Annotated in this window: 17 protein-coding genes and 1 pseudogene; 3 read left to right on the forward strand and 15 right to left on the reverse strand. The window is 46.1% G+C overall.

All coding sequences use genetic code 11. The features are described from left to right. The first annotated feature begins 141 nt into the window (after positions 1–141). Complete coding sequence (locus ACOSVQ_RS12200; RefSeq protein WP_491982828.1) at positions 142–903, forward strand: TatD family hydrolase; 762 nt, start codon at positions 142–144, stop codon at positions 901–903. 82 nt (positions 904–985) lie between these two features. Here the strand turns inward: ACOSVQ_RS12200 and ACOSVQ_RS12205 are convergent, their stop codons facing one another. From ACOSVQ_RS12205 to rmuC, 9 genes and pseudogenes are all read right to left on the reverse strand, one after another. After that, complete coding sequence (locus ACOSVQ_RS12205; RefSeq protein ID WP_491982829.1) at positions 986–1,564, reverse strand: cytochrome b/b6 domain-containing protein; 579 nt, start codon at positions 1,562–1,564, stop codon at positions 986–988. A gap of 3 nt (positions 1,565–1,567) precedes the next feature. Next, positions 1,568–3,145: a tetrathionate reductase family octaheme c-type cytochrome gene (locus ACOSVQ_RS12210; RefSeq protein WP_491982830.1), complete on the reverse strand. Its 1,578-nt coding sequence runs from the start codon at positions 3,143–3,145 to the stop codon at positions 1,568–1,570. Between the two features lie 246 nt (positions 3,146–3,391). Continuing rightward, positions 3,392–4,141 carry a twin-arginine translocase subunit TatC gene (gene tatC, locus ACOSVQ_RS12215; protein ID WP_491982831.1) on the reverse strand — a complete coding sequence of 250 codons (750 nt, stop codon included), beginning with the start codon at positions 4,139–4,141 and terminating at the stop codon, positions 3,392–3,394. Positions 4,142–4,343: 202 nt separating this feature from the next. Further along, positions 4,344–4,676, reverse strand: a pseudogene (gene tatB / locus ACOSVQ_RS12220) (Sec-independent protein translocase protein TatB); the annotation flags it as partial. A gap of 3 nt (positions 4,677–4,679) precedes the next feature. Continuing rightward, a complete protein-coding gene (tatA, locus tag ACOSVQ_RS12225) occupies positions 4,680–4,919 on the reverse strand; it encodes a Sec-independent protein translocase subunit TatA (protein ID WP_491982832.1) in 240 nt (79 codons plus the stop codon). Positions 4,920–4,969: 50 nt separating this feature from the next. Continuing rightward, entirely contained in the window at positions 4,970–6,604 is a 1,635-nt protein-coding gene (gene ubiB, locus ACOSVQ_RS12230) for a ubiquinone biosynthesis regulatory protein kinase UbiB (protein ID WP_491982833.1), read from the reverse strand. A gap of 3 nt (positions 6,605–6,607) precedes the next feature. After that, complete coding sequence (locus ACOSVQ_RS12235) at positions 6,608–7,258, reverse strand: ubiquinone biosynthesis accessory factor UbiJ (protein WP_491982834.1); 651 nt, start codon at positions 7,256–7,258, stop codon at positions 6,608–6,610. Positions 7,259–7,267: 9 nt separating this feature from the next. Then, complete coding sequence (gene ubiE, locus ACOSVQ_RS12240) at positions 7,268–8,053, reverse strand: bifunctional demethylmenaquinone methyltransferase/2-methoxy-6-polyprenyl-1,4-benzoquinol methylase UbiE (RefSeq protein WP_102941492.1); 786 nt, start codon at positions 8,051–8,053, stop codon at positions 7,268–7,270. 148 nt (positions 8,054–8,201) lie between these two features. Further along, entirely contained in the window at positions 8,202–9,755 is a 1,554-nt protein-coding gene (rmuC, locus tag ACOSVQ_RS12245; protein WP_491982869.1) for a DNA recombination protein RmuC, read from the reverse strand. Between the two features lie 142 nt (positions 9,756–9,897). Here rmuC and ACOSVQ_RS12250 point away from each other — a divergent pair, with 142 nt between their 5' ends. Continuing rightward, positions 9,898–10,797: a DMT family transporter gene (locus ACOSVQ_RS12250; RefSeq protein ID WP_491982835.1), complete on the forward strand. Its 900-nt coding sequence runs from the start codon at positions 9,898–9,900 to the stop codon at positions 10,795–10,797. Positions 10,798–10,885: 88 nt separating this feature from the next. Here the strand turns inward: ACOSVQ_RS12250 and ACOSVQ_RS12255 are convergent, their stop codons facing one another. From ACOSVQ_RS12255 to ACOSVQ_RS12280, 6 genes are all read right to left on the reverse strand, one after another. Next, a complete protein-coding gene (locus ACOSVQ_RS12255; protein ID WP_491982836.1) occupies positions 10,886–11,710 on the reverse strand; it encodes an HDOD domain-containing protein in 825 nt (274 codons plus the stop codon). Positions 11,711–11,934: 224 nt separating this feature from the next. Continuing rightward, on the reverse strand, positions 11,935–12,774 hold the full coding sequence (gene araC, locus ACOSVQ_RS12260; protein WP_491982837.1) for an arabinose operon transcriptional regulator AraC: 840 nt from the start codon (positions 12,772–12,774) through the stop codon (positions 11,935–11,937). 65 nt (positions 12,775–12,839) lie between these two features. Further along, positions 12,840–13,388: a hypothetical protein gene (locus ACOSVQ_RS12265; protein ID WP_491982838.1), complete on the reverse strand. Its 549-nt coding sequence runs from the start codon at positions 13,386–13,388 to the stop codon at positions 12,840–12,842. A gap of 58 nt (positions 13,389–13,446) precedes the next feature. Next, positions 13,447–14,949: an L-arabinose isomerase gene (gene araA, locus ACOSVQ_RS12270; RefSeq protein WP_171138478.1), complete on the reverse strand. Its 1,503-nt coding sequence runs from the start codon at positions 14,947–14,949 to the stop codon at positions 13,447–13,449. Positions 14,950–14,952: 3 nt separating this feature from the next. After that, positions 14,953–15,693, reverse strand: coding sequence for an L-ribulose-5-phosphate 4-epimerase (locus ACOSVQ_RS12275; protein ID WP_491982870.1), 741 nt, complete (start codon positions 15,691–15,693; stop codon positions 14,953–14,955). Between the two features lie 7 nt (positions 15,694–15,700). Further along, the gene (locus ACOSVQ_RS12280; protein WP_491982839.1) at positions 15,701–17,404 is read right to left on the reverse strand and encodes a ribulokinase; all 1,704 of its coding nucleotides are present in this window, start codon (positions 17,402–17,404) and stop codon (positions 15,701–15,703) included. Positions 17,405–17,779: 375 nt separating this feature from the next. Here ACOSVQ_RS12280 and ACOSVQ_RS12285 point away from each other — a divergent pair, with 375 nt between their 5' ends. Beyond that, positions 17,780–18,778 (forward strand): arabinose ABC transporter substrate-binding protein, encoded by a 999-nt coding sequence (locus ACOSVQ_RS12285; RefSeq protein WP_102941484.1) that lies wholly within the window; start codon positions 17,780–17,782, stop codon positions 18,776–18,778. The last annotated feature ends 22 nt before the right edge of the window (positions 18,779–18,800 follow it).

Raw genomic sequence — 18,800 nt, forward strand, 5'->3', positions numbered from 1 at the left:
AAGTGAGTGAATCCCCATGAGCATAGATAACTATGTGATTGGGGTGAGCGAACGCAGACAACACCGCTGCAGTTTCAAGTAGGAAGAGTATACTCACACTCACTTATACTACCGACAAACAGAATGTAACGAGACAACACCATGATTGATACCCATGCCCATATCTATGCCAGCGAATTTGACCAAGACAGAGATGACGTCGTTCAACGCGCTTTAGAACAAGGTATCAACCAAATTTTGCTGCCAAACATCGATTTGGAATCCATTGAGCCTATGCTGGCAACAGAAGCCGCCTATCCTGAGATTTGCCGTTCTATGATGGGGCTTCATCCGTGCTATGTGGACGCCAACGTAAATCAGACTCTGGAAACCATCCGTGCATGGTTCGATAAACACAATTTCATCGCAGTCGGTGAAATTGGTATCGATCTTTACTGGGACAAAACCTACCGAGCAGAACAAGAGATGGCGTTTGTCACCCAACTGAACTGGGCAAAAGAGATGGATCTACCAGTAGTGATTCATACTCGCGATTCAATTGAAGAAACCTTAACGCTGTTGCGTCAGGAGCAAGATGGCTCTCTGCGCGGTGTTTTCCACTGTTTTGGTGGCAGTGTAGAAGAAGCTAAAGCAATCAACGAGTTGGGCTTTCATCTTGGCTTAGGTGGCGTTTCAACCTTTAAAAATGGCGGTATGGATCAGGTCATTCCTCATCTCGACCTTAACTACGTGATTTTAGAAACTGACTGCCCTTACCTTGCACCCGTCCCTCATCGCGGTAAGCGTAATGAACCCGCTTACACCCAGCTCGTCGCGAAACGAGTCGCAGAACTTCGCGATATGACGATTGAAGAAGTCGACACTCTCACCACATTGAACGCCAAAAAGCTGTTCAATCTTTAGATAAAAAGCCCCCTTATTGTTCAAATAAAGGGGCTTTCTCTTTATGAGCCAAGAGTGAGATCTATTTGCCTTTCACCTTAAATTAATGCTCCTCCTCATAGCCAGTAATCATGGTTTTGATATGACTAGTGGGTGTCGGTCCTGTGGTGGTCATATAGACATGCCCAATCAGGAACACCACAAATAAGAATGCCACCAGCAAATGCAATCCCGACAGAGCGCCCAATGGGATAACTTCGATTCCAAAAGGATGAAGCAATAACAGCGCACCAGTTACCCAAATCAACGGGGCTAATATCAGCTTAAAGCCCAGATAGAAAAAGCGCTGCAATGGGTTGTGTTTACGTTCTGGGGTTGATCTATACGGATGAGTTTGCCCGAGAAAAATACCTCGAACATAGAAACTGATGACGTCCGAAAGCTTGTCTGTCGTTGGAATATACTGCCGCCATTCGCCTGTAGTGAAATGCCAGAAGATGGCAAATAGCCACAGAACGATCAGTGTGACAGCACACAGCTCATGCCAGAACAACGCATCTTCGAAACCTAGCCACTGGTAAGAACCATGAATCTCAAATCCGGTCGCTATCATCGCGATAATGAGTAAGCTTTGCGCCCAATGCCAGAAGCGTTCAAAGCGTTTATAAACCATATGACGCATAACCTACTCCTTACCTTGTGGGCGAGCAAAGAACCTTAGCAAACCGTGTAACGCAACACCGAGCACAGTCAAGGCGACTAACCACCACAAGTATCGACTGTTACCACCAAGGGCATCATCACGACTGGGAATATAGAAACCCGCAATCTTAGCCATTCGTCCATCTTTACTGTGGCAATCTTGGCACTCCAACGCTTTCTCTGCTGGAGCAACCATATGGGTGATTGGGAAATGGTAGTCAGTGTCAACGAATGCCATCTCGCCACCAAACTCTAATCCTGTTGCTGCCATACCCGCCGTAGCAGCGGCTACCCAGTCATAAGACTTCCAATAAGCTGCGTCATCTTTGCCAAACAAATGCGGCGTTATCATTAGCTGATTTTTCACATCGTAAGGCTGTTTACCTTTCATCACTTTAAACGGCCAAATACGTGTGCCCTCCTCGCCACAAACGCCTTGTACTTTAGTCAGCTCAATTACACCATCAGCCTTAGGCACAACCTTTTCACCGACAGTGGTGTAATCAATTTCGCCATTAAAGCAAGCATACTCAGGCACAACGTTTTTTTGCCAAACAAAGTCGCCTTTTTTCGGATCATAAAGTGGATTGCCCCACTCATCTTTGGTCATTGGACGTTTCTTATCTCCCGCCGTTGACCAATCCCAGAAGGTTTTTGTCGCTTTTTCACGAGCAAATTCGGGAATATGACATGTCTGACAGGCGACATTTTCTGCATGCTGATTGAGGCGAATCGCTTCACGTGAACCTTGGTGAGGCGCTGCACTATGGCAAGACTCACAAGTCGCACGACTCATGTCCGTATGTCCGGGAATGTCGATACCAGAGGTATCTTTCGCCTTCATCGAGTAGCGAGAACCCTGAGTAATGTGCGCACTGGTGGTATGGCAATCCTGGCATTTCAAGTTAGCACCATCTTTGGCGAGGTGAACATCCAGTTCAACCGACGCAGTGTTCAAACTTGAATCCATATCGCCATGCTTAACCGCATCACCACCACCTCCGAAGAAATGGCAACTACCGCAGTTTTTCACCTCGGGGGTCGCGACACTTTGAGCTGATTTCGCTAAATCAACTGCGGGTAGTATTTTGCCAGAACCTACTGGCCACTCCGTATCAACGTAATTGGGATGACCAGCCGCCGTCGGGAATTTACGGTATTGACCGGATTGATCATGGCAAACCAAACAGTCGATACTCTCTTGTTTGGTGAAATCAAATTGATCGTCTTTCCAGCCATATCCGGTGTGACAGCTAGTACAGCGAGGTTCGTTAGACGCGGTGGAAATACAGAAGTTATTGACGACATTTTTCTTGCCGTAAATCTCATCTGAACTGGTTTGTTTGTGCTCCCATGTCCAATGGGTAGACGCTTGGATTTGCTCACCAGCTTGAGTGTGACATTCCAAACACGCCTTTGTGACCTCCTGAGCCTTGTGGAAAGGTCCATTCAGCTGCTCAAAGGTTTTGTGATCCGCCGTTGACGCATGAACAAATGAAGCCGCTGTTACGAATAACAGCATCAGCGAAGTTAAATAGGGTCTAATCATTATTGTTTTCATTCCGAACATACCTTCCTGGTAAATTAGGATTTGCTTATATAATTAGACGAATGTGATTGAATTGCGAAAGCAGATCGCAGAACAATTGTTTTAAATCAATTTATTGTGCAAAAAACCATCAACAGGCAACGAGATCGTAAAACTGTGATATTCACAGACTTTTGCTCAGATAAGGGTTACAAAGGCAGAAAATAGAAAAGGAGCCTAAGCTCCTTTTTCAAAATCATATCGAGAATGGATTGAAGGCTACTCTTCCACTTCCTCTTCATCCGCTTCTTTCTTGGTATAGAAGCGAGCGAAGATAAGCCCTACTTCAAACAACAAGCACATTGGAATTGCCAGCAGAGTTTGAGAAATCATATCTGGTGGTGTCAGTAGCATACCAACAATAAATGCTGCCACTATGATGTACGGACGCTTAGCCGCCAAAGCCTTAGGTGTGGTTGCCCCTGTCCAACATAACAAGCAGATAGCGACAGGTACTTCAAACGCGATACCAAACGCTAAGAACAGCGCTAAGACGAAATCAAGATAACTGGCGATGTCGGTTGCGATTTCTACCCCACCTAATGCAATAGCGGTGAAGAAGCCAAATACCAGTGGGAAAACCACGAAATAGGCAAAAGCGACACCACAATAAAACAGCAGTGAGCTAGAGAACAACAAAGGGAAAATTAAACGACGCTCATGCTTATACAAGCCCGGAGCCACAAACGCCCATACCTGATACAAGATATAAGGGACAGACAGAAACACAGCAACAATCAAGGTCAGCTTCAGTGGCGTAAAAAACGGGGAAGCAACATCGGTTGCAATCATCGTTGCGCCTTCTGGCAAACGCTCCACCAAAGGCTTGGAGACAAACTCGTAAATGTCACCAGAGAAATAGATCAAAGCGAGAAACACAACCAGTACGCCCGCAATGCTGTGCAATAAGCGGTTACGTAGCTCAAGAAGGTGACTAATTAAAGGCTGTGTCTGTTCTACAGAAGACATTGGAACCTCATGTGACAGCTCATATAACTGAGATCATATAACAGAAAATGAAGAGCCTCGGAGCTCTTCACTTGATGGTTTACTCGGCTTTCTTGTCTGCCGATTTAAGCTCTTCCTCAGTTGGCAGAGGCTGAGCTTGCGCAGTAACGTTAATAGATTCAGAGACATCTTTCGTTGCTTGAACATCTATCGCTTCTGCGACTGTTGCGGCTGAGTTATCCGCTGTTTGCGTATGGTTCGATGCAGCATAAGGACGCTGAACATCTTGCGCCGCCTGCTTTAGTTTATCGACAGATTCTTGCAACTCAGGTGAAAGATTCTTCATGCCCATTTGCTCGGCTTTGCGCAAGTTGTCTTGTAACTCTTGCACTTTCAGCTCATGAGCAAGCTCATCTTTCACACTGTTTGCCATACTTTTCGCTGCACCAATAAACTTGGTCACACTACGAATAGCATGTGGCAAACGTTCAGGACCCAATACAACTAAAGCAACAACAGAGATTAATACCAGCTCCCAAAAACCGATATCGAACACTCTTTACGCCTGCTCTTTGTCTTTTTTGGTTTCAGTTGAAGCAGCTGTTTTTTGTTGCTCCAAGTTCTTTGGTTCAAAATCAGCGTCTTTCACTTCTGGCTTGTCTTCTTCAGCCATTGCCTTTTTGAAACCTTTTACTGCACCACCTAGATCACCACCGATGCCACGTAATTTCTTTGTACCAAACAACAGAATTACGATTACAGCAATGATAAGAAGTTGCCAAATACTGATACCACCCATTATTTATACCTCGGGGTTATTTGCTAATAATGATTTCAAGAGTTTAACGTCTATTGACGATAAGCCCGCCAACTAAACAGCCAAAATGTGAAGCCTGCAATCGCACTGCCTACTGCTAGCTGCTCTAAGTGACTGGCGACCAGTATTGCCGAGCATACGACTAATGTGGCGCCAATACCAAATAAAAACTTGCCTGTTGCCTGCTGACGCTTGGTTTCTCTGTATCCTTGGTAAAGCTGATCAATACGTTGATTCATCACTTTACCTTGACGCAAGCTATCGTAAAGCAGCTCTGGTAACTCTGGCAATTTTTCAGCCCAAAATGGCGCGCGCTCTTTGACGGCATTAATCACCGCCTGCGGTCCCACTTGGTTCATCATCCATTTTTCTAGGAATGGTTTCGCCGTTTGCCACAAATCAAGCTGTGGATAAAGCTGGCGTCCTAATCCTTCAACATAAAGCAGTGTTTTCTGCAGCAATACCAATTGTGGCTGCACTTCCATATTGAATCGACGCGCGGTATTGAACAGGTTCAACAACACATGGCCAAAGGAAATTTCACACAGCGGTTTGGCAAAGATAGGCTCACACACAATACGAATTGCGACTTCAAATTCGTCAATATTGGTGTCATGAGGAACCCAACCTGAATCAACGTGCAGCTCTGCCACTTTGCGGTAGTCTCGGTTAAAGAAAGCCAAGAAGTTTTCCGCCAAGTAACGTTTATCTTCGCTGTTGAGTGTACCGACAATACCACAGTCCAACCCAATCCACTGCGGATTTTCTGGATGCTCAGGGTTTACAAACACGTTGCCCGGATGCATGTCAGCATGGAAGAAGCTGTCACGGAATACCTGAGTGAAAAAGACACTCACGCCACGCTCAGCCAGCAACTTCATATTGGTGCCGTTTTCTCGCAGACGTTCTACATCAGAAACCTGAATGCCGTATATTCGCTCAGAAACCATGACAGTTTCATTACTCAAATCACTAATAATTTCAGGAACGTAAAGTTCCTCACTGCCTTCGAAGTTTCGACGCAGACGAATCGCGTTAGCCGCTTCTCTACGCAGATCTAACTCATCAATCAGTGTTTTTTCGTATTCGCGCACCACTTCGACCGGCTTAAGACGTTTAGTCTCTGGCGTAGCTTTGGCAACAATACGCGCCATGCGGTACATCAGCTTGATGTCAGCATCGATCACAGGACGAATATCAGGGCGAATCACTTTTAAAACGATCTCACGACCATTTTCTTTCAATTTCGCGGTATGTACCTGAGCAATCGAAGCTGACGCTAGCGGCTCGATATCAAAATCGTCAAACCAGTTTTCTAAACTGCCGCCGAGAGCTTTTTCCATCTGCTGCTTAGCGAGTTTTCCATCAAATGGCGCGACTTTATCTTGCAACAGTGCAAGCTGATCAGCGATATGCGGCGGGAACAGATCACGACGAGTCGACATCATCTGTCCAAATTTAATCCACACAGGACCTAACTCTTGCAGCGCAAGGCGCAGACGTTCACCCAAGGGTTTATCCGTATGCTTATTACGAAGCCAAAACAGAGATTTACGTAACAGACGAGGTACTTTGGTCAGTTGATGATCAGGAAGGAACTCATCCAGCCCGTATTCGAGCTGAACTTTGATAATTCGATATAGGCGCTTAAGTTCTGAAGGCGTCATACGTTATTTAGCAACCTCAGCGTTTCCTTGAGCCACTTTTTCACCCAGAGCCATTTTCTCAAGCAGAGCAGATAGCTTAGCTTCTAAACGAGAAGCCTGACTTTTCACATCATCGACTTGATCGCAGAAATAGGCGATCTCTAACGGAGCAGGTGCAATACGCCACTCTTCAGTCAGCACTTGAGCAAGATGGTTCTGATGCTTATTAAACTGAGAAGTTAACAAAGAGCCGACGTTTTTCGCCCCCTGAACCACAGTGTGAGCAACCACATCACCGGTGACTCGTGACAGCCACTCTTCAATGTCAGGTTTACAATCTGTCATCAGTTGCGAAAATTTCTGAGCCAGTTGGATATCGCCTTCCAGCACCAACTTATCTTGTTTGATGAGTTTAGTGATATTGGCTTGTTCACGCAGTTCTGGCAGTACAGACAGATGCAGAGACAAGTAGCAATCTGGTTTGCCTTCATAATTAGCCAGCACATCGATCTGTTGGCTGAAAACAAACGTTAGGGTCTTATTCAACTCTTTCAGATGCACTTGAATCACTTGCCCTTTCAGACGAGCAAGACGACGCCCCAAATTAGGATCGTCCTTAATCAGTGTATTCAGAGAAGTTTCAATCACCGCAGTGACAAGAGGTTCAAACGGCATAGGCGGTCCTTAGAATTTGTAACCGCGGTGCAGTGCGACGATACCGCCTGTCAGGTTGTAGTAACTAGCTTGTTCGAAGCCGGCTTCAACCATCATACCTTTTAAGGTTTCTTGGTCTGGGTGCATACGAATTGATTCTGCTAAATAACGGTAACTGTCTGCATCGTTGGCAATCAGCTCACCCATTTTTGGCAAAATATGGAAAGAGTACGCGTCATAGATTTTTGAAAGCGGATCTAAAACTGGCTTAGAAAACTCAAGAACTAACAGACGACCACCCGGTTTCAGAACGCGGTACATTGAACGCAGTGCTTTATCTTTATCTGTTACGTTACGCAGACAGAAACTGATAGTGATGCAGTCAAAATGGTTATCTGGGAATGGCAGTTCTTCTGCGTTCGCTTGCACGAAATCGATGTTGCCGACAATGCCACGGTCACGCAGCTTGTCGCGACCTACGTTAAGCATAGAGTTATTGATGTCTGCCAGAATAACGTGGCCTTTATCGCCCACAATGCGAGAAAACTTCGCAGCTAGGTCACCAGTACCGCCGCCAAGGTCGAGAATTTTTTGTCCCGGACGTGCACCTGAACAATCAATCGTAAAACGCTTCCATAGTCGATGAACACCACCCGACATTAAGTCATTCATGATGTCGTATTTCGCTGCTACTGAGTGAAACACCTGAGCTACTTTGGTTGCTTTTTCTTCTTTACGAACGGTTTCGAAACCGAAATGCGTTGTTTCTTGATCTGTCATTGCTGTATTCGTTTGCACGCTACTACTGTCCGTCATCGCTACTATCCGTCATTGTGGTCGCAACATTCTTTCTACGTAAGTATATTGAGACCGCCATCATTCGTTTCTTTCAATTTCGTTGCAAAGCAGTACGCTTTCTCTGTAGAAAAAGTGTTCCCAAAGGTCTATAAACTGCTGCGGGCAATCAGTTTACTTTATCCTCTCCTTGATGTCTTTCTACTTCTCCCTGATGTCTTTCAACTGGAGGAGAAATTTCATAATCTTCGCCAATTTGTGCTTTTTCAGCCCATTGAGAATGAATAGAACGTTTCACTTCAACCCCAAGCTGTTTAAAGCTTTCTGCCTGACTAATGGCATTGCCACGGCCGGTAACAAGCTTGTTCATCGCACCCTGATAATTCTGGTTTGCTCTGTCTAACGCAGAGCCCAAACCTTCCATATCATCAACAAATAGGCGTAACTTGTCATAAAGCTTACTGGCTCGCTCGGCAATTAAGCGGGCATTCTGGTTCTGACGATCATTGCGCCATAGGTTATCAATGGTACGCAGCGCCACCAGCAACGTGGTCGGACTGACAAGAATAATGTTTTGCTCCATCGCATCTTTTACCAAGCTAGGATCGGCTTGAATCGCGACTTGGAATGCAGGCTCGACTGGAATAAACATCAGCACATAATCTAAGCTCTCTATGCCACGAAGCTGATGGTAATCTTTTTGGCTCAATCCCTTGATATGGTTACGCAACGCAATCAAGTGGTCGCGCAGTGCGGTATCACGCTCTTCATCCGTTTCCGCATGGAAATAACGTTCATAAGCCACCAGCGTCATTTTTGAGTCCACCACCACTTGTTTATCTTGTGGCAGATGAACAATCACATCCGGTTGATAACGCTTGCCCATGTCATTTTGCAAACTAACTTGAGTTTCGTACTCATGACCTTCACGCAGACCCGACTCCGCCAACACTCGAGCAAGAACAACTTCACCCCAGTTACCTTGCTGCTTGTTGTCACCTTTTAGCGCCTGAGTAAGGTTCAACGCTTCTTTTGCCATTTGCTCATTAAGGCTTTGCAGATTACGCAGCTCGTGAACTAAGGTGTGGCGCTCTTTCGCTTCATTGTTGAAGTTGTCGTTTACCTGTTTGCGGAAACCTTCTAGCTGCTCTTTAAGCGGACTCAACAAACCATCAAGGCTCTGTTTATTTTGCTGATCCACTTTTGCGGCTTTGTCTTCGAAGACTTGGTTCGCGAGATGTTCAAATTGCTGTTTGAGGCGCTCTTCAGCGGTTTCAAGCAGACGCAATTTTTCTGCGCTGGATTCTAATTGCTGTTGATGACGCGCTTCTTGCTCACGCAATTGAACATCAAGCTGCGCTTTTTGCTCACGTAAATGGCTCAGCTCTTCATTGTGTTGGTCACGCTCCGCTTTTACCGCATCGAAATAGCGTAGCTTTTCCATCGCTGCCATAAGTTTGCCGTGCAGTTGCTTGAGTTCGTACTCTGCTTTATCACGCTCTTGATCGAGCTCTTCCAACTCTCCCAAGCTGTTGTTCAATGAAACCTTAAGCTGCTCGATTTGCTGTTGATACCAGCGAGCATCATTGATAATTTGCTGATCAAGCAGTTGGGTTCTGACCGCCATTTTTTGCTTAACCCAAAGCCCTATCACGCTCCCCGATATAATTGCACTCGCAAGTGCGGGAGCCCAAAGCAGTATATTGTTGATAATCCATTGCATCATAAAGGTTTACTTCGTCTAGTCGTGACTTAAGTCTGTTGACAAAAATGGTATTTCCATACTGGATAAATGTCCAGTTTGTGGCGCATTTATTCCACCGTTAGACTAGCCAAATAACGTCAAATCAAGTTAGGGAAAACAAATGAACGAGCGTCGCGCATTAGGCCTAGGACTGTCCGCAGTTCTGTTTTGGTCCACCGTTGCTACAGCTTTCAAACTCACGTTGGCAGAATTCACGCCAATTCAAATGCTCACTATCGCAAGTATTGTCTCTGCACTGGCTTTATTCATCATTTGTGCCCTTCGAGGTCATTTAAATCTGATCGCCAGCACCTTTTTTGCCAATCCTTGGTATTACTTACTATTAGGGCTGATTAACCCTCTGGCTTACTATCTTATTTTATTTAAAGCGTACGCCTTACTCCCAGCCTCGCAAGCTCAGTCTATTAATTATAGCTGGGCAATCACTTTAACGTTTATGGCAGCCATTTTCTTGGGTCAAACTATCAGAAAACAAGATTGGTTAGCCTGTGTACTCAGCTACTTAGGCGTAATTGTGATAGCGACCAAAGGCGATATTCTCGGTTTGAAATTCGACAGCCCGTTGGGTGTTGGGTTAGCACTGCTTTCCACATTGCTTTGGGCGGGATATTGGATACTCAACACTAAGAATCAAGCTGAGCCGGTTGTCGGCGTGCTACTGGGCTTTCTTGTTGCTATTCCGTTTGCCATTGGATTGAACGTCTACGAAGGCGCGCCATGGAGCCAAATTACCGTTAAAGGTTGGGCCGCTGTGACCTACGTGGGATTATTTGAAATGGGAATTACCTTTGTGCTTTGGCTTAGCGCACTAAAGAGCACCAACAATACCGCGCGCATCAGTAACCTAATTTTTGCTTCGCCGTTTATTTCATTAATCCTGCTTGCGACCATCATAGGTGAAGAAATTCATCCTTCGACATTAATCGGCTTAGTGTTGATCATCATTGGTTTGATAGTGCAGCAACTGAAGCTTTCCAAAAAGCTCGCGCCTTCTACCTAAATAGGTCAAAGCCCACGCTGTTGCATGGGCTTTCTATCTATTTTTTAAATGACGGTTTTACATGGCTGTTTTAAGCGATTGTGACTGACTAAAAAAGTTGGTGTGCCAGCTCTACGCCCTGCCCACGAACTCTGTCTATTTCCACGTACACATCCGGCGACAACGCCAGAGCCTTAGCAGCAGGATGACGAGTAAGAAACGCACGCTTTTCTCGTTCATCGAACAATGAGTCCCAACGCTTATGGATTTCACGAGCCAAAAACAGAACACAGGCTAATCGCTTAGCTTCTGTTGCTCTTCCCGGATGGTTCACATTTTCAATCGCATCCGCCATATCAGACGGGAACTGCCATTCGCGAGCCAGCCTAGCACCAAGCTCTTGTGCATCGGTATCAAGCAGCTCTTTTTGCACTGCAACCAACTCTTCACCATGCTCTACCCGATATTTTATTTGCGAAGCAATATCAGGCTCTAACGCGTGAATCATGAGTTCACCAATGTTATGCAGAACGCCAGTGGTAAACGCTTCATTAGGGTCTAAACGGGCAGCTCTGGCGAGCTTGCTGGCAATCATGGCGATTTCGAAAGTGTTCGCCCAGTAGTCTTTGATATTGAGTGTCGCCAGTTTAGGAAACACACCGGATACAACGGAAGAAGAAACCAGTGTTCTCACGGCGCCACTGCCAACACGAATGATCGCTTCGTTAATGGTTGATACGCCTTGTGCACCGCCAAACTGGGCTGAGTTCGCCATCCGCAACACACGGGCACTGAGCACTTGATCCATCGACATCTTGCGCGACAACTCACTGAAATTGAGGTTGTCGCTGTTCACCATATTCAGTAACTCTTGCTGGATACTTTCAATACGAGGTAATTCATTAAAACGAGAGAGCAAGGCTTCTTGATTCATTCAGGCTACTCCTTTTGCCAACCGACTCTTTTATCAACTAACTCTTTTGCCAACTAACAACTCAACTATAGTTTAGAAATGTTGAGAGTTGAAAACGCCATTCGCTTTACCATTGCCTTTGCAGCCAAAGCTGGAATCTAGCTCAAGATACGCACATTTTTTGTCAAAAATTCTTAGCGGATAAAGAAAAACCGGAGCTGTGCTCCGGTTTTTTTGATCTGTTCTCAGGTGATTTTTTCTCGATAAAGTTTCGGGCTGACGCCAGCTTTTCGTTTGAACACGCGAGAGAAATAAAGGGGATCTGAGTAGCCTACTATTCGTCCAATGTGGTTTACCGAATAGTGAGTAGTTACTAACAATTGCTTAGCGCGACTAATACGTTGGTCATCCCGCCACTGAGTAATAGTCATCTTCATCTCATCACGGAACAGATGCCCTAAGCGAGATGGCGATAAACAGGTATGTGCAGCAATTTCCTCAAGCGTGAAATCCTGATTGAGGTTTTGTGTCATGTAGTTAATCGCCTGAATGATGCGTGGATCGAGTGGCTTACTGACCACATCCGGCTGCACCGATTTACAGCGAATCAGCAGCTGTTCAAGCAAGTTAATCGCCAAATCGTCCCGATAAGGTAAATCCGATTTCGCGGTGTATTCGATATCGACAAACAAGCTTTCAATGTGCTCAATATCTTGCGTCGATAATCCACTGGTTACATAAACGCCATTGCGTTCTTCCTGCCAGCTTAACCAGTCATTCCAGAAGGCTCTTGGTCTAAAATAGACCCAACGGTGAAACCATGACGCATTGTCGTCTTTGCGGCGGTAATAGTGAGCTGCACTTGGCGGAAACAGTAGTAAGTCTCCCGCTTTGACATGAAATTCATTTTCTCCGGAGAAAATAGTGCCTTCACCTTTGCTGGTGATATTGATGATGTACCCTTTCATGCCGTTTTGACGGTCGATGGTGTAGTCGAGCTCATCACCTTCGATGATCGGTGTAAGTCCCGCAACTAAATGTGCATCGAAGTCATACCCAGGCTTGAGTGGATCAGTGTTCTGCATAGACCAACAATCATTAGAATTTTGTCTAGTGTATGTTGAGCCCGGAAGTATTGCGATTTTCGACATCACATTTTATCTAATACGATCCACTGAGTGGCTGAAAAAGCTTCACGAAACAGATCAGGTTTGATGGAGTGACGAATAGATTCACTAGGAAGCCCGTGACGACTCATTTGCCAATCCGGTTGCTCGGATTGAGGCGGCTCGCTGTTGTTATTCGCTACAGCAGGGGTTTCCGCTTTAGCGGGAACAATTGCGTGTCGGATATCTAATCGTGTGGGAATGCTATTGCGCGCCAAATACTCAATCACGACTGCTTTATCGTGAAAATAGTAGTTCATGTTGACTGATAGCTTATCGACATGATGCAACTGGCACCATTGCTCAATACGATCTTGGCGGTGACGGAACTTCCACTGAGCCTGCGATACATCCAGTAACTCACCATTGTTAATCAGTTCCAGCTTACCTTGATACAACACAGTATCGTCAAACAGTAGCTCAAACTTAGTTGAACACTGACCAGCAACACGCAGTGTCCAACGGTTATAGTGAATATCAAACGGGCTGAGAGTATCAAAGCCCTGCTCTAGTTTAGATTCGTCAACCGCCATAATTACCTCTACAACTTCTCCCTCACAATGAGTGTTCACCGTGAGGGAGATTTTTCGATTAAACGCCTGAAGCTAGACGGTAGTACAAGCTGTTAGTTTTCAGCTCTTGCTTGAACGTACGAGTCTCAGTGTTTTCGTCGATAACAACCATTTCCATACCTAGGATATCTGCGTAATCCGCTAGGGTATCAACACTCACCTGTTGGCTGTATGCACTGTGGTGTGCGCCGCCTGCATGAATCCAAGTTGCCGCAGCGACTTGTAGATTTGGCATTGGTTCCCAAAGCGCGTGAGCAACTGGTAGGTGTGGCATGCTTTGTGGTGGAGCGACAGTCTTCACTGTGTTCACGACCATGCGGAAGCGGTTACCAAGGTCAATTACAGACACGTTAAGTGCATCACCTTCTTTACCGCTAAATAGCAGACGAGGAACATCACACTTCAGACCAATCGTATGACGGTGAATCTCTAGGCGTGGTTTTGCCGCAGCGATTGATGGACACACTTCTAGCATGTGCGCACCAAGAGCTTGGTCAGTTGCACCGAAGTTATAGGTGTAGTCTTCCATGAAAGAAGTACCACCTTGGCGACCTTTACCCATCTGCTTCATGATGTGAACCATAGCCGACGTTTTCCAGTCACCCTCACCGCCGTAACCAAAGCCTTTCGCCATCAGACGTTGTGTTGCAAGACCTGGTAGAGAACCTAGACCGGTTAAGTTTTCAAAGGTGTTGGTGAATGCATTAGCACCAACATCTGTTAAGAAACGTTCCATACCCATTTCTAGGCGCGCTTCGTGCTGCATCAATTTAAGCAGTGAAGCATCCGTTAGAAGCTCTGATTTCATTTCGTAAGTTGATGCGTACTCATCCAACATGCGAGCCACATCAGCATCCGACACTGATTGAACTGCTTCAGTCAGTTCACCCAAACCGTAAGCGTTCACTTCATAGCCGAACTGGATTTGCGCAGAAACTTTGTTGCCTTCGGTTACCGCTACTTGACGCATGTTGTCACCAAAACGCGCCACTCTTAGGTTTTGACCTGCGTGGATACCCACAGCCGCACGGCACCAATCATCCATTTCTTTATGAACTTGTGGGTTTTGCCAGTGACCAACAACCACTTTACGGTCGATTCCCATACGAGTGCCGATAAAGCCAAATTCACGACAACCATGAGCACTTTGGTGTGTGTTCATGTAGTTCATGTCGATGCTGTCCCAAGGAAGCGCCGCATTGAACTGAGTGTGAAGGTGCATGAACGGTTTGTTCAACTGAGAAAGACCAGCAATCCACATTTTTGCAGGAGAGAAGGTGTGCATCCAAAGAACCAAACCGATACAGTCAGGATCGTTGTTCGCTGCACGACATACATTAAGAATCTCTTCCGGAGACTTAACTGTGCCTTTGTCTACCATAGGTACAGAGATTGCACTGGTTTCGTTGAAACTCGCAACCATCTGACCGCTTTCAAGCGCAACTTGCTCAAGCACTTTTGGTCCGTATAGCGTTTGTGAACCAGTGACAAACCAAACTTGTTTTTCATTAAATACTTTCATGACTTACCCTTTATTCTTAGCTGACTGACCGTAATAAGCATTGGCTCCGTGTTTACGTAGGTAGTGCTTATCGAGCAACGCTTGATTGATATATTCCACCGCAGGATTGATCTGTAGAGTTTGCAGAGCCATTCCGGCAACAACCTCTGTCACTACTGCGTTGTGCACCGCTTGATGAGCATCTTTGCCCCAGCAGAACGGTGCATGTTCTTTGACTAAAATTCCGGGAATCGCAATTGGGTCGTTATCCCCAATGGTTTCTGCGATCACCAGACCGGTATTCAATTCGTAATCTGTAGCGATCTCTTTATTTGAGAGAGCACGAGTACATGGAATGCTGCCGTAGAAGTAATCCGCATGAGTTGTACCTAATGCCGGGATTGCTTTACCTGCTTGCGCCCAAGCCGTTGCTTGAGGTGAATGGGTGTGAACCACGCCACCAATCTTGGCGTAGGTGCGGTACAACACTAAGTGCGTCGCGGTATCTGACGACGGGTTCAAATCGCCTTCAACGATATTGCCTTCCAGATCGACCACCACCATGTTTTCAGCGCTTAAATCTTCGTAAGCAACACCGCTTGGTTTGATCACTACCAAGCCAGATTCACGGTCGATCGCTGACACGTTGCCCCAAGTGAACGTCACTAACTTGTGACGTTCGAGATCTAAGTTCGCTTGCCACACATCATGGCGAAGCTTGTTCAGGCGCTCTTCTTGGCTAAGTACCGATTTAGCTGCGCCCATTGCTAGCTCACCCATGGCTACGCTCCTGAGACAGTTTTGATTCAGAAATTTGCTCTAGGTGTTGACCAAGCTCACGGTAGCCAGCGTAGCGTTGTTCACGTAGCGCTTTTGCTGCCGCATTCGGTTTGTAAACTTGACTGATTGGGCTTGCCATCGCTTTCTGTGCTTGTTGAGCATCTTCATACACACCGGCAGCAACTGCGGCGAAAATCGCAGCACCCAGAGCGCAACACTGCTCAGAGCTTGCCACGGCAATGTCACGACCAATAACGTCAGCACACATCTGCATCACGTATGGGGATTTTTGCGAGATACCGCCGATGGCGATAACACGTTCAACATCCATACCTTGGTCAACAAAACAATCGACAATCGCTTTCGCGCCGTGAGCCGTTGACTCAACCAAAGCCGCAAACATCGCTGGTGCGGTAGAACCCAAGTTCAGATCGGTAATCGCGCCTTTGAGGCGTTGGTTTGCGTAAGGAGTACGACGGCCATTGTGCCAGTCCATCGCTAATGGTGAGTTATCGTTGAAAGCATATTGCTGCGCAGCCTCAGCAAGCATTGGCACAATCGACTTATCCAACTGCTCCATCACTTTTGCCGCATCGGTATTGGTTTTCGCTAGAGCCTGAATAGGCCACATCAGTACGCGCTTATACCAAGCATAAACATCGCCAAATGCCGACTGACCCGCTTCCAAAGCCATCAAGCTTGGTAGCGCGCTGCCTTTCACCTGACCACAAATGCCGTGAATGGTGCGATCGCCCACTTTATCTGCGTCCACCATCAGGATGTCACAGGTTGAAGTGCCGATAACTTTAACTAAATCATGCTCGCCTGCCCCTGCGCCAACAGCGCCCATATGACAGTCGAACTCACCTACAGCAACCGCTAGACCTGCTGGCAAACCAAGTTTCTCTGCCCACTCCTGAGTTAGGTAACCTGCCACATCTTCAGAGGTATAAACCTCATCAAACATACGCTCACGAATACCATCAAGCGTTGGCGAAATCGCAGAAAGGAATTTTTGATCCGGTAGGCCACCCCAACTGTCATGCCACATCGCTTTATGACCAGCGGCACAGATACCGTGGCGGAATTTACTTGGATGTTCGTTACCTGAAAGCAGTGCTGGGATCCAGTCACACAGCTCCACCCAGCTATGAGCGGCTTTCGCTACTTGATCATCTTGTTCACTCACCCAAGCTGCTTTAGCCCAGAACCATTCTGAAGAGTAAATACCGCCAATGTACTTGGTGTAGTCGATGAACTCGCCACCGTGGGCCAATTCATTAATCAAATCTGCTTTTGATACTGATGTGTGGTCTTTCCACAAGATAAACATCGCGTTCGGGTTTTCTGCAAATTCAGGCAACAGAGCTAAAACATTACCTTGTGCGTCAACCGGAGCTGGCGTCGAACCCGTAGTATCAACACCAATACCCACCACAGACTGAGCGATTTCCGCAGGGACTTGCTCAAGTGCTTCACGTATCGCTTGAGTCATCGCTTCTATGTAGTCTTTCGGGTGATGGCGGAACTGAGATTGTTCAGGTTCGTTATATAGGCCTTCCATCCAACGCGGGTAGTAAGTGACACCAGATGCCACTTCCTCACCACTAACAGCGTTGACCAATAATGCACGTACGGAATCTGAACCAAAATCCAGACCAATAACGTGTGCAGGGTGTGTCGCTAAATGCTTCATAACAGCTCCGTATAGGGTGTCCATGTAGGGTGATATTTTTTATTTGTTATACCCCTGCATGGATGATTCAGCCATGACATTGCCTGCTAGATGTATGGACAAAACCGCCATGAATTTATTTCTGTGCATCTGATTAAAAAACACACCAAGCCTTGCCAAATAAGGCTATAACAACTATTCAAACGATTACATACGCACCAAAAGCAGTCAGAAATGCACTAAAACGTAACATTTGAGATCCCCATCATGTTCACCTCCGCTAAATGAATGGACAAAATCGCTACATTTTTTTGGTGTGATTTTCGTCACTTCAACTTGAAATGAAATCTTCAAATATGTCCGTGAAACAAACCCTACCCAGCGGATGGAATAACAATGAAACTAAAAAAATTATTACTAGCGACTGCCTTAACCGGGGCAACAATGTTAAGCGCTTCTGCCAATGCGTTCTTTGGTTCAAGCGATGACATGCGACTAGGTTACCTAGTTAAACAACCTGAAGAGCCATGGTTCCAAACTGAATGGTCATTCGCAGAAAAAGCCGGTAAAGACCTAGGCTTTGAAGTTGTGAAAATGGCTGTGCCAGATGGTGAAAAAACACTGAATGCTATCGATACCCTTGCAGCTCAAGGCGCGAAAGGTTTCGTTATCTGTACTCCGGACCCTAAATTAGGTCCAGCAATCATGGCTAAAGCAAAAAGCTATGATTTAAAAGTTATCACTGTTGATGACCAGTTCCTTAACGCCAAAGGCGAACCTATGGTCGACGTACCTTTGGTAATGATGGCAGCAACAGCTATCGGTGAACGTCAAGGTTCAGAACTTTATAAAGAAATGACTAAGCGTAAATGGGACGTAGCATCAACAGGTGTTATGGCGATCACTGCTGACGAGCTAGACACTGCACGTCGTCGTGTTGATGGTTCTATCTCTGCTCTAAAACAAGCAGGCTTCCCAGAAGGTCAAATCTACCGCGTACCAACTAAAACTAACGACATCCCAGGAGCATTGGACGCAGCTAACTCACTACTTGTTCAATACCCAAATGTTAAACAATGGCTTGTTGTTGGTATGAACGACAACACAGTTCTTGGTGGTATCCGTGCTACTGAAGGTCAAGGCTTCGGCGCTGACAACGTTATCGGTATCGGTATCAATGGTGTAGATGCTGTAAACGAACTTGCTAAAGCAAACGCAACTGGCTTCTACGGTTCTCTACTTCCAAGCCCAGACGTACACGGCTACAGAAGTATCGAATCTCTTTACAAGTGGGTTAAAGAAGACGTTGAACCAACTAAATTTGTTGAAGTTACTGACGTAGTTCTTATCACTCGTGACAACTTCAAAGACGAACTAGCGAAGAAAGGGCTATAAGCTCAATTTTGGTGACGGCTAC

The organism is Vibrio sp. HM8-C (assembly GCF_058630515.1).

Bases quoted from the DNA above. Each gene is read 5' to 3' on its own strand.
- ACOSVQ_RS12205 (WP_491982829.1), bottom strand. From the start codon at position 1,564: ATGCGTCATATGGTTTATAAACGCTTTGAACGCTTCTGGCATTGGGCG.
- ACOSVQ_RS12250 (WP_491982835.1), top strand. From the start codon at position 9,898: ATGAACGAGCGTCGCGCATTAGGCCTAGGACTGTCCGCAGTTCTGTTT.
- tatC (WP_491982831.1), bottom strand. From the start codon at position 4,141: ATGTCTTCTGTAGAACAGACACAGCCTTTAATTAGTCACCTTCTTGAG.
- ACOSVQ_RS12235 (WP_491982834.1), bottom strand. From the start codon at position 7,258: ATGCCGTTTGAACCTCTTGTCACTGCGGTGATTGAAACTTCTCTGAAT.
- ACOSVQ_RS12275 (WP_491982870.1), bottom strand. From the start codon at position 15,693: ATGGGCGCAGCTAAATCGGTACTTAGCCAAGAAGAGCGCCTGAACAAG.
- araC (WP_491982837.1), bottom strand. From the start codon at position 12,774: ATGCAGAACACTGATCCACTCAAGCCTGGGTATGACTTCGATGCACAT.
- ACOSVQ_RS12200 (WP_491982828.1), top strand. From the start codon at position 142: ATGATTGATACCCATGCCCATATCTATGCCAGCGAATTTGACCAAGAC.
- ubiB (WP_491982833.1), bottom strand. From the start codon at position 6,604: ATGACGCCTTCAGAACTTAAGCGCCTATATCGAATTATCAAAGTTCAG.
- ACOSVQ_RS12210 (WP_491982830.1), bottom strand. From the start codon at position 3,145: ATGAAAACAATAATGATTAGACCCTATTTAACTTCGCTGATGCTGTTA.
- ACOSVQ_RS12285 (WP_102941484.1), top strand. From the start codon at position 17,780: ATGAAACTAAAAAAATTATTACTAGCGACTGCCTTAACCGGGGCAACA.
- ACOSVQ_RS12265 (WP_491982838.1), bottom strand. From the start codon at position 13,388: ATGGCGGTTGACGAATCTAAACTAGAGCAGGGCTTTGATACTCTCAGC.
- araA (WP_171138478.1), bottom strand. From the start codon at position 14,949: ATGAAAGTATTTAATGAAAAACAAGTTTGGTTTGTCACTGGTTCACAA.
- ACOSVQ_RS12280 (WP_491982839.1), bottom strand. From the start codon at position 17,404: ATGAAGCATTTAGCGACACACCCTGCACACGTTATTGGTCTGGATTTT.
- ACOSVQ_RS12255 (WP_491982836.1), bottom strand. From the start codon at position 11,710: ATGAATCAAGAAGCCTTGCTCTCTCGTTTTAATGAATTACCTCGTATT.
- rmuC (WP_491982869.1), bottom strand. From the start codon at position 9,755: ATGCAATGGATTATCAACAATATACTGCTTTGGGCTCCCGCACTTGCG.
- tatA (WP_491982832.1), bottom strand. From the start codon at position 4,919: ATGGGTGGTATCAGTATTTGGCAACTTCTTATCATTGCTGTAATCGTA.
- ubiE (WP_102941492.1), bottom strand. From the start codon at position 8,053: ATGACGGACAGTAGTAGCGTGCAAACGAATACAGCAATGACAGATCAA.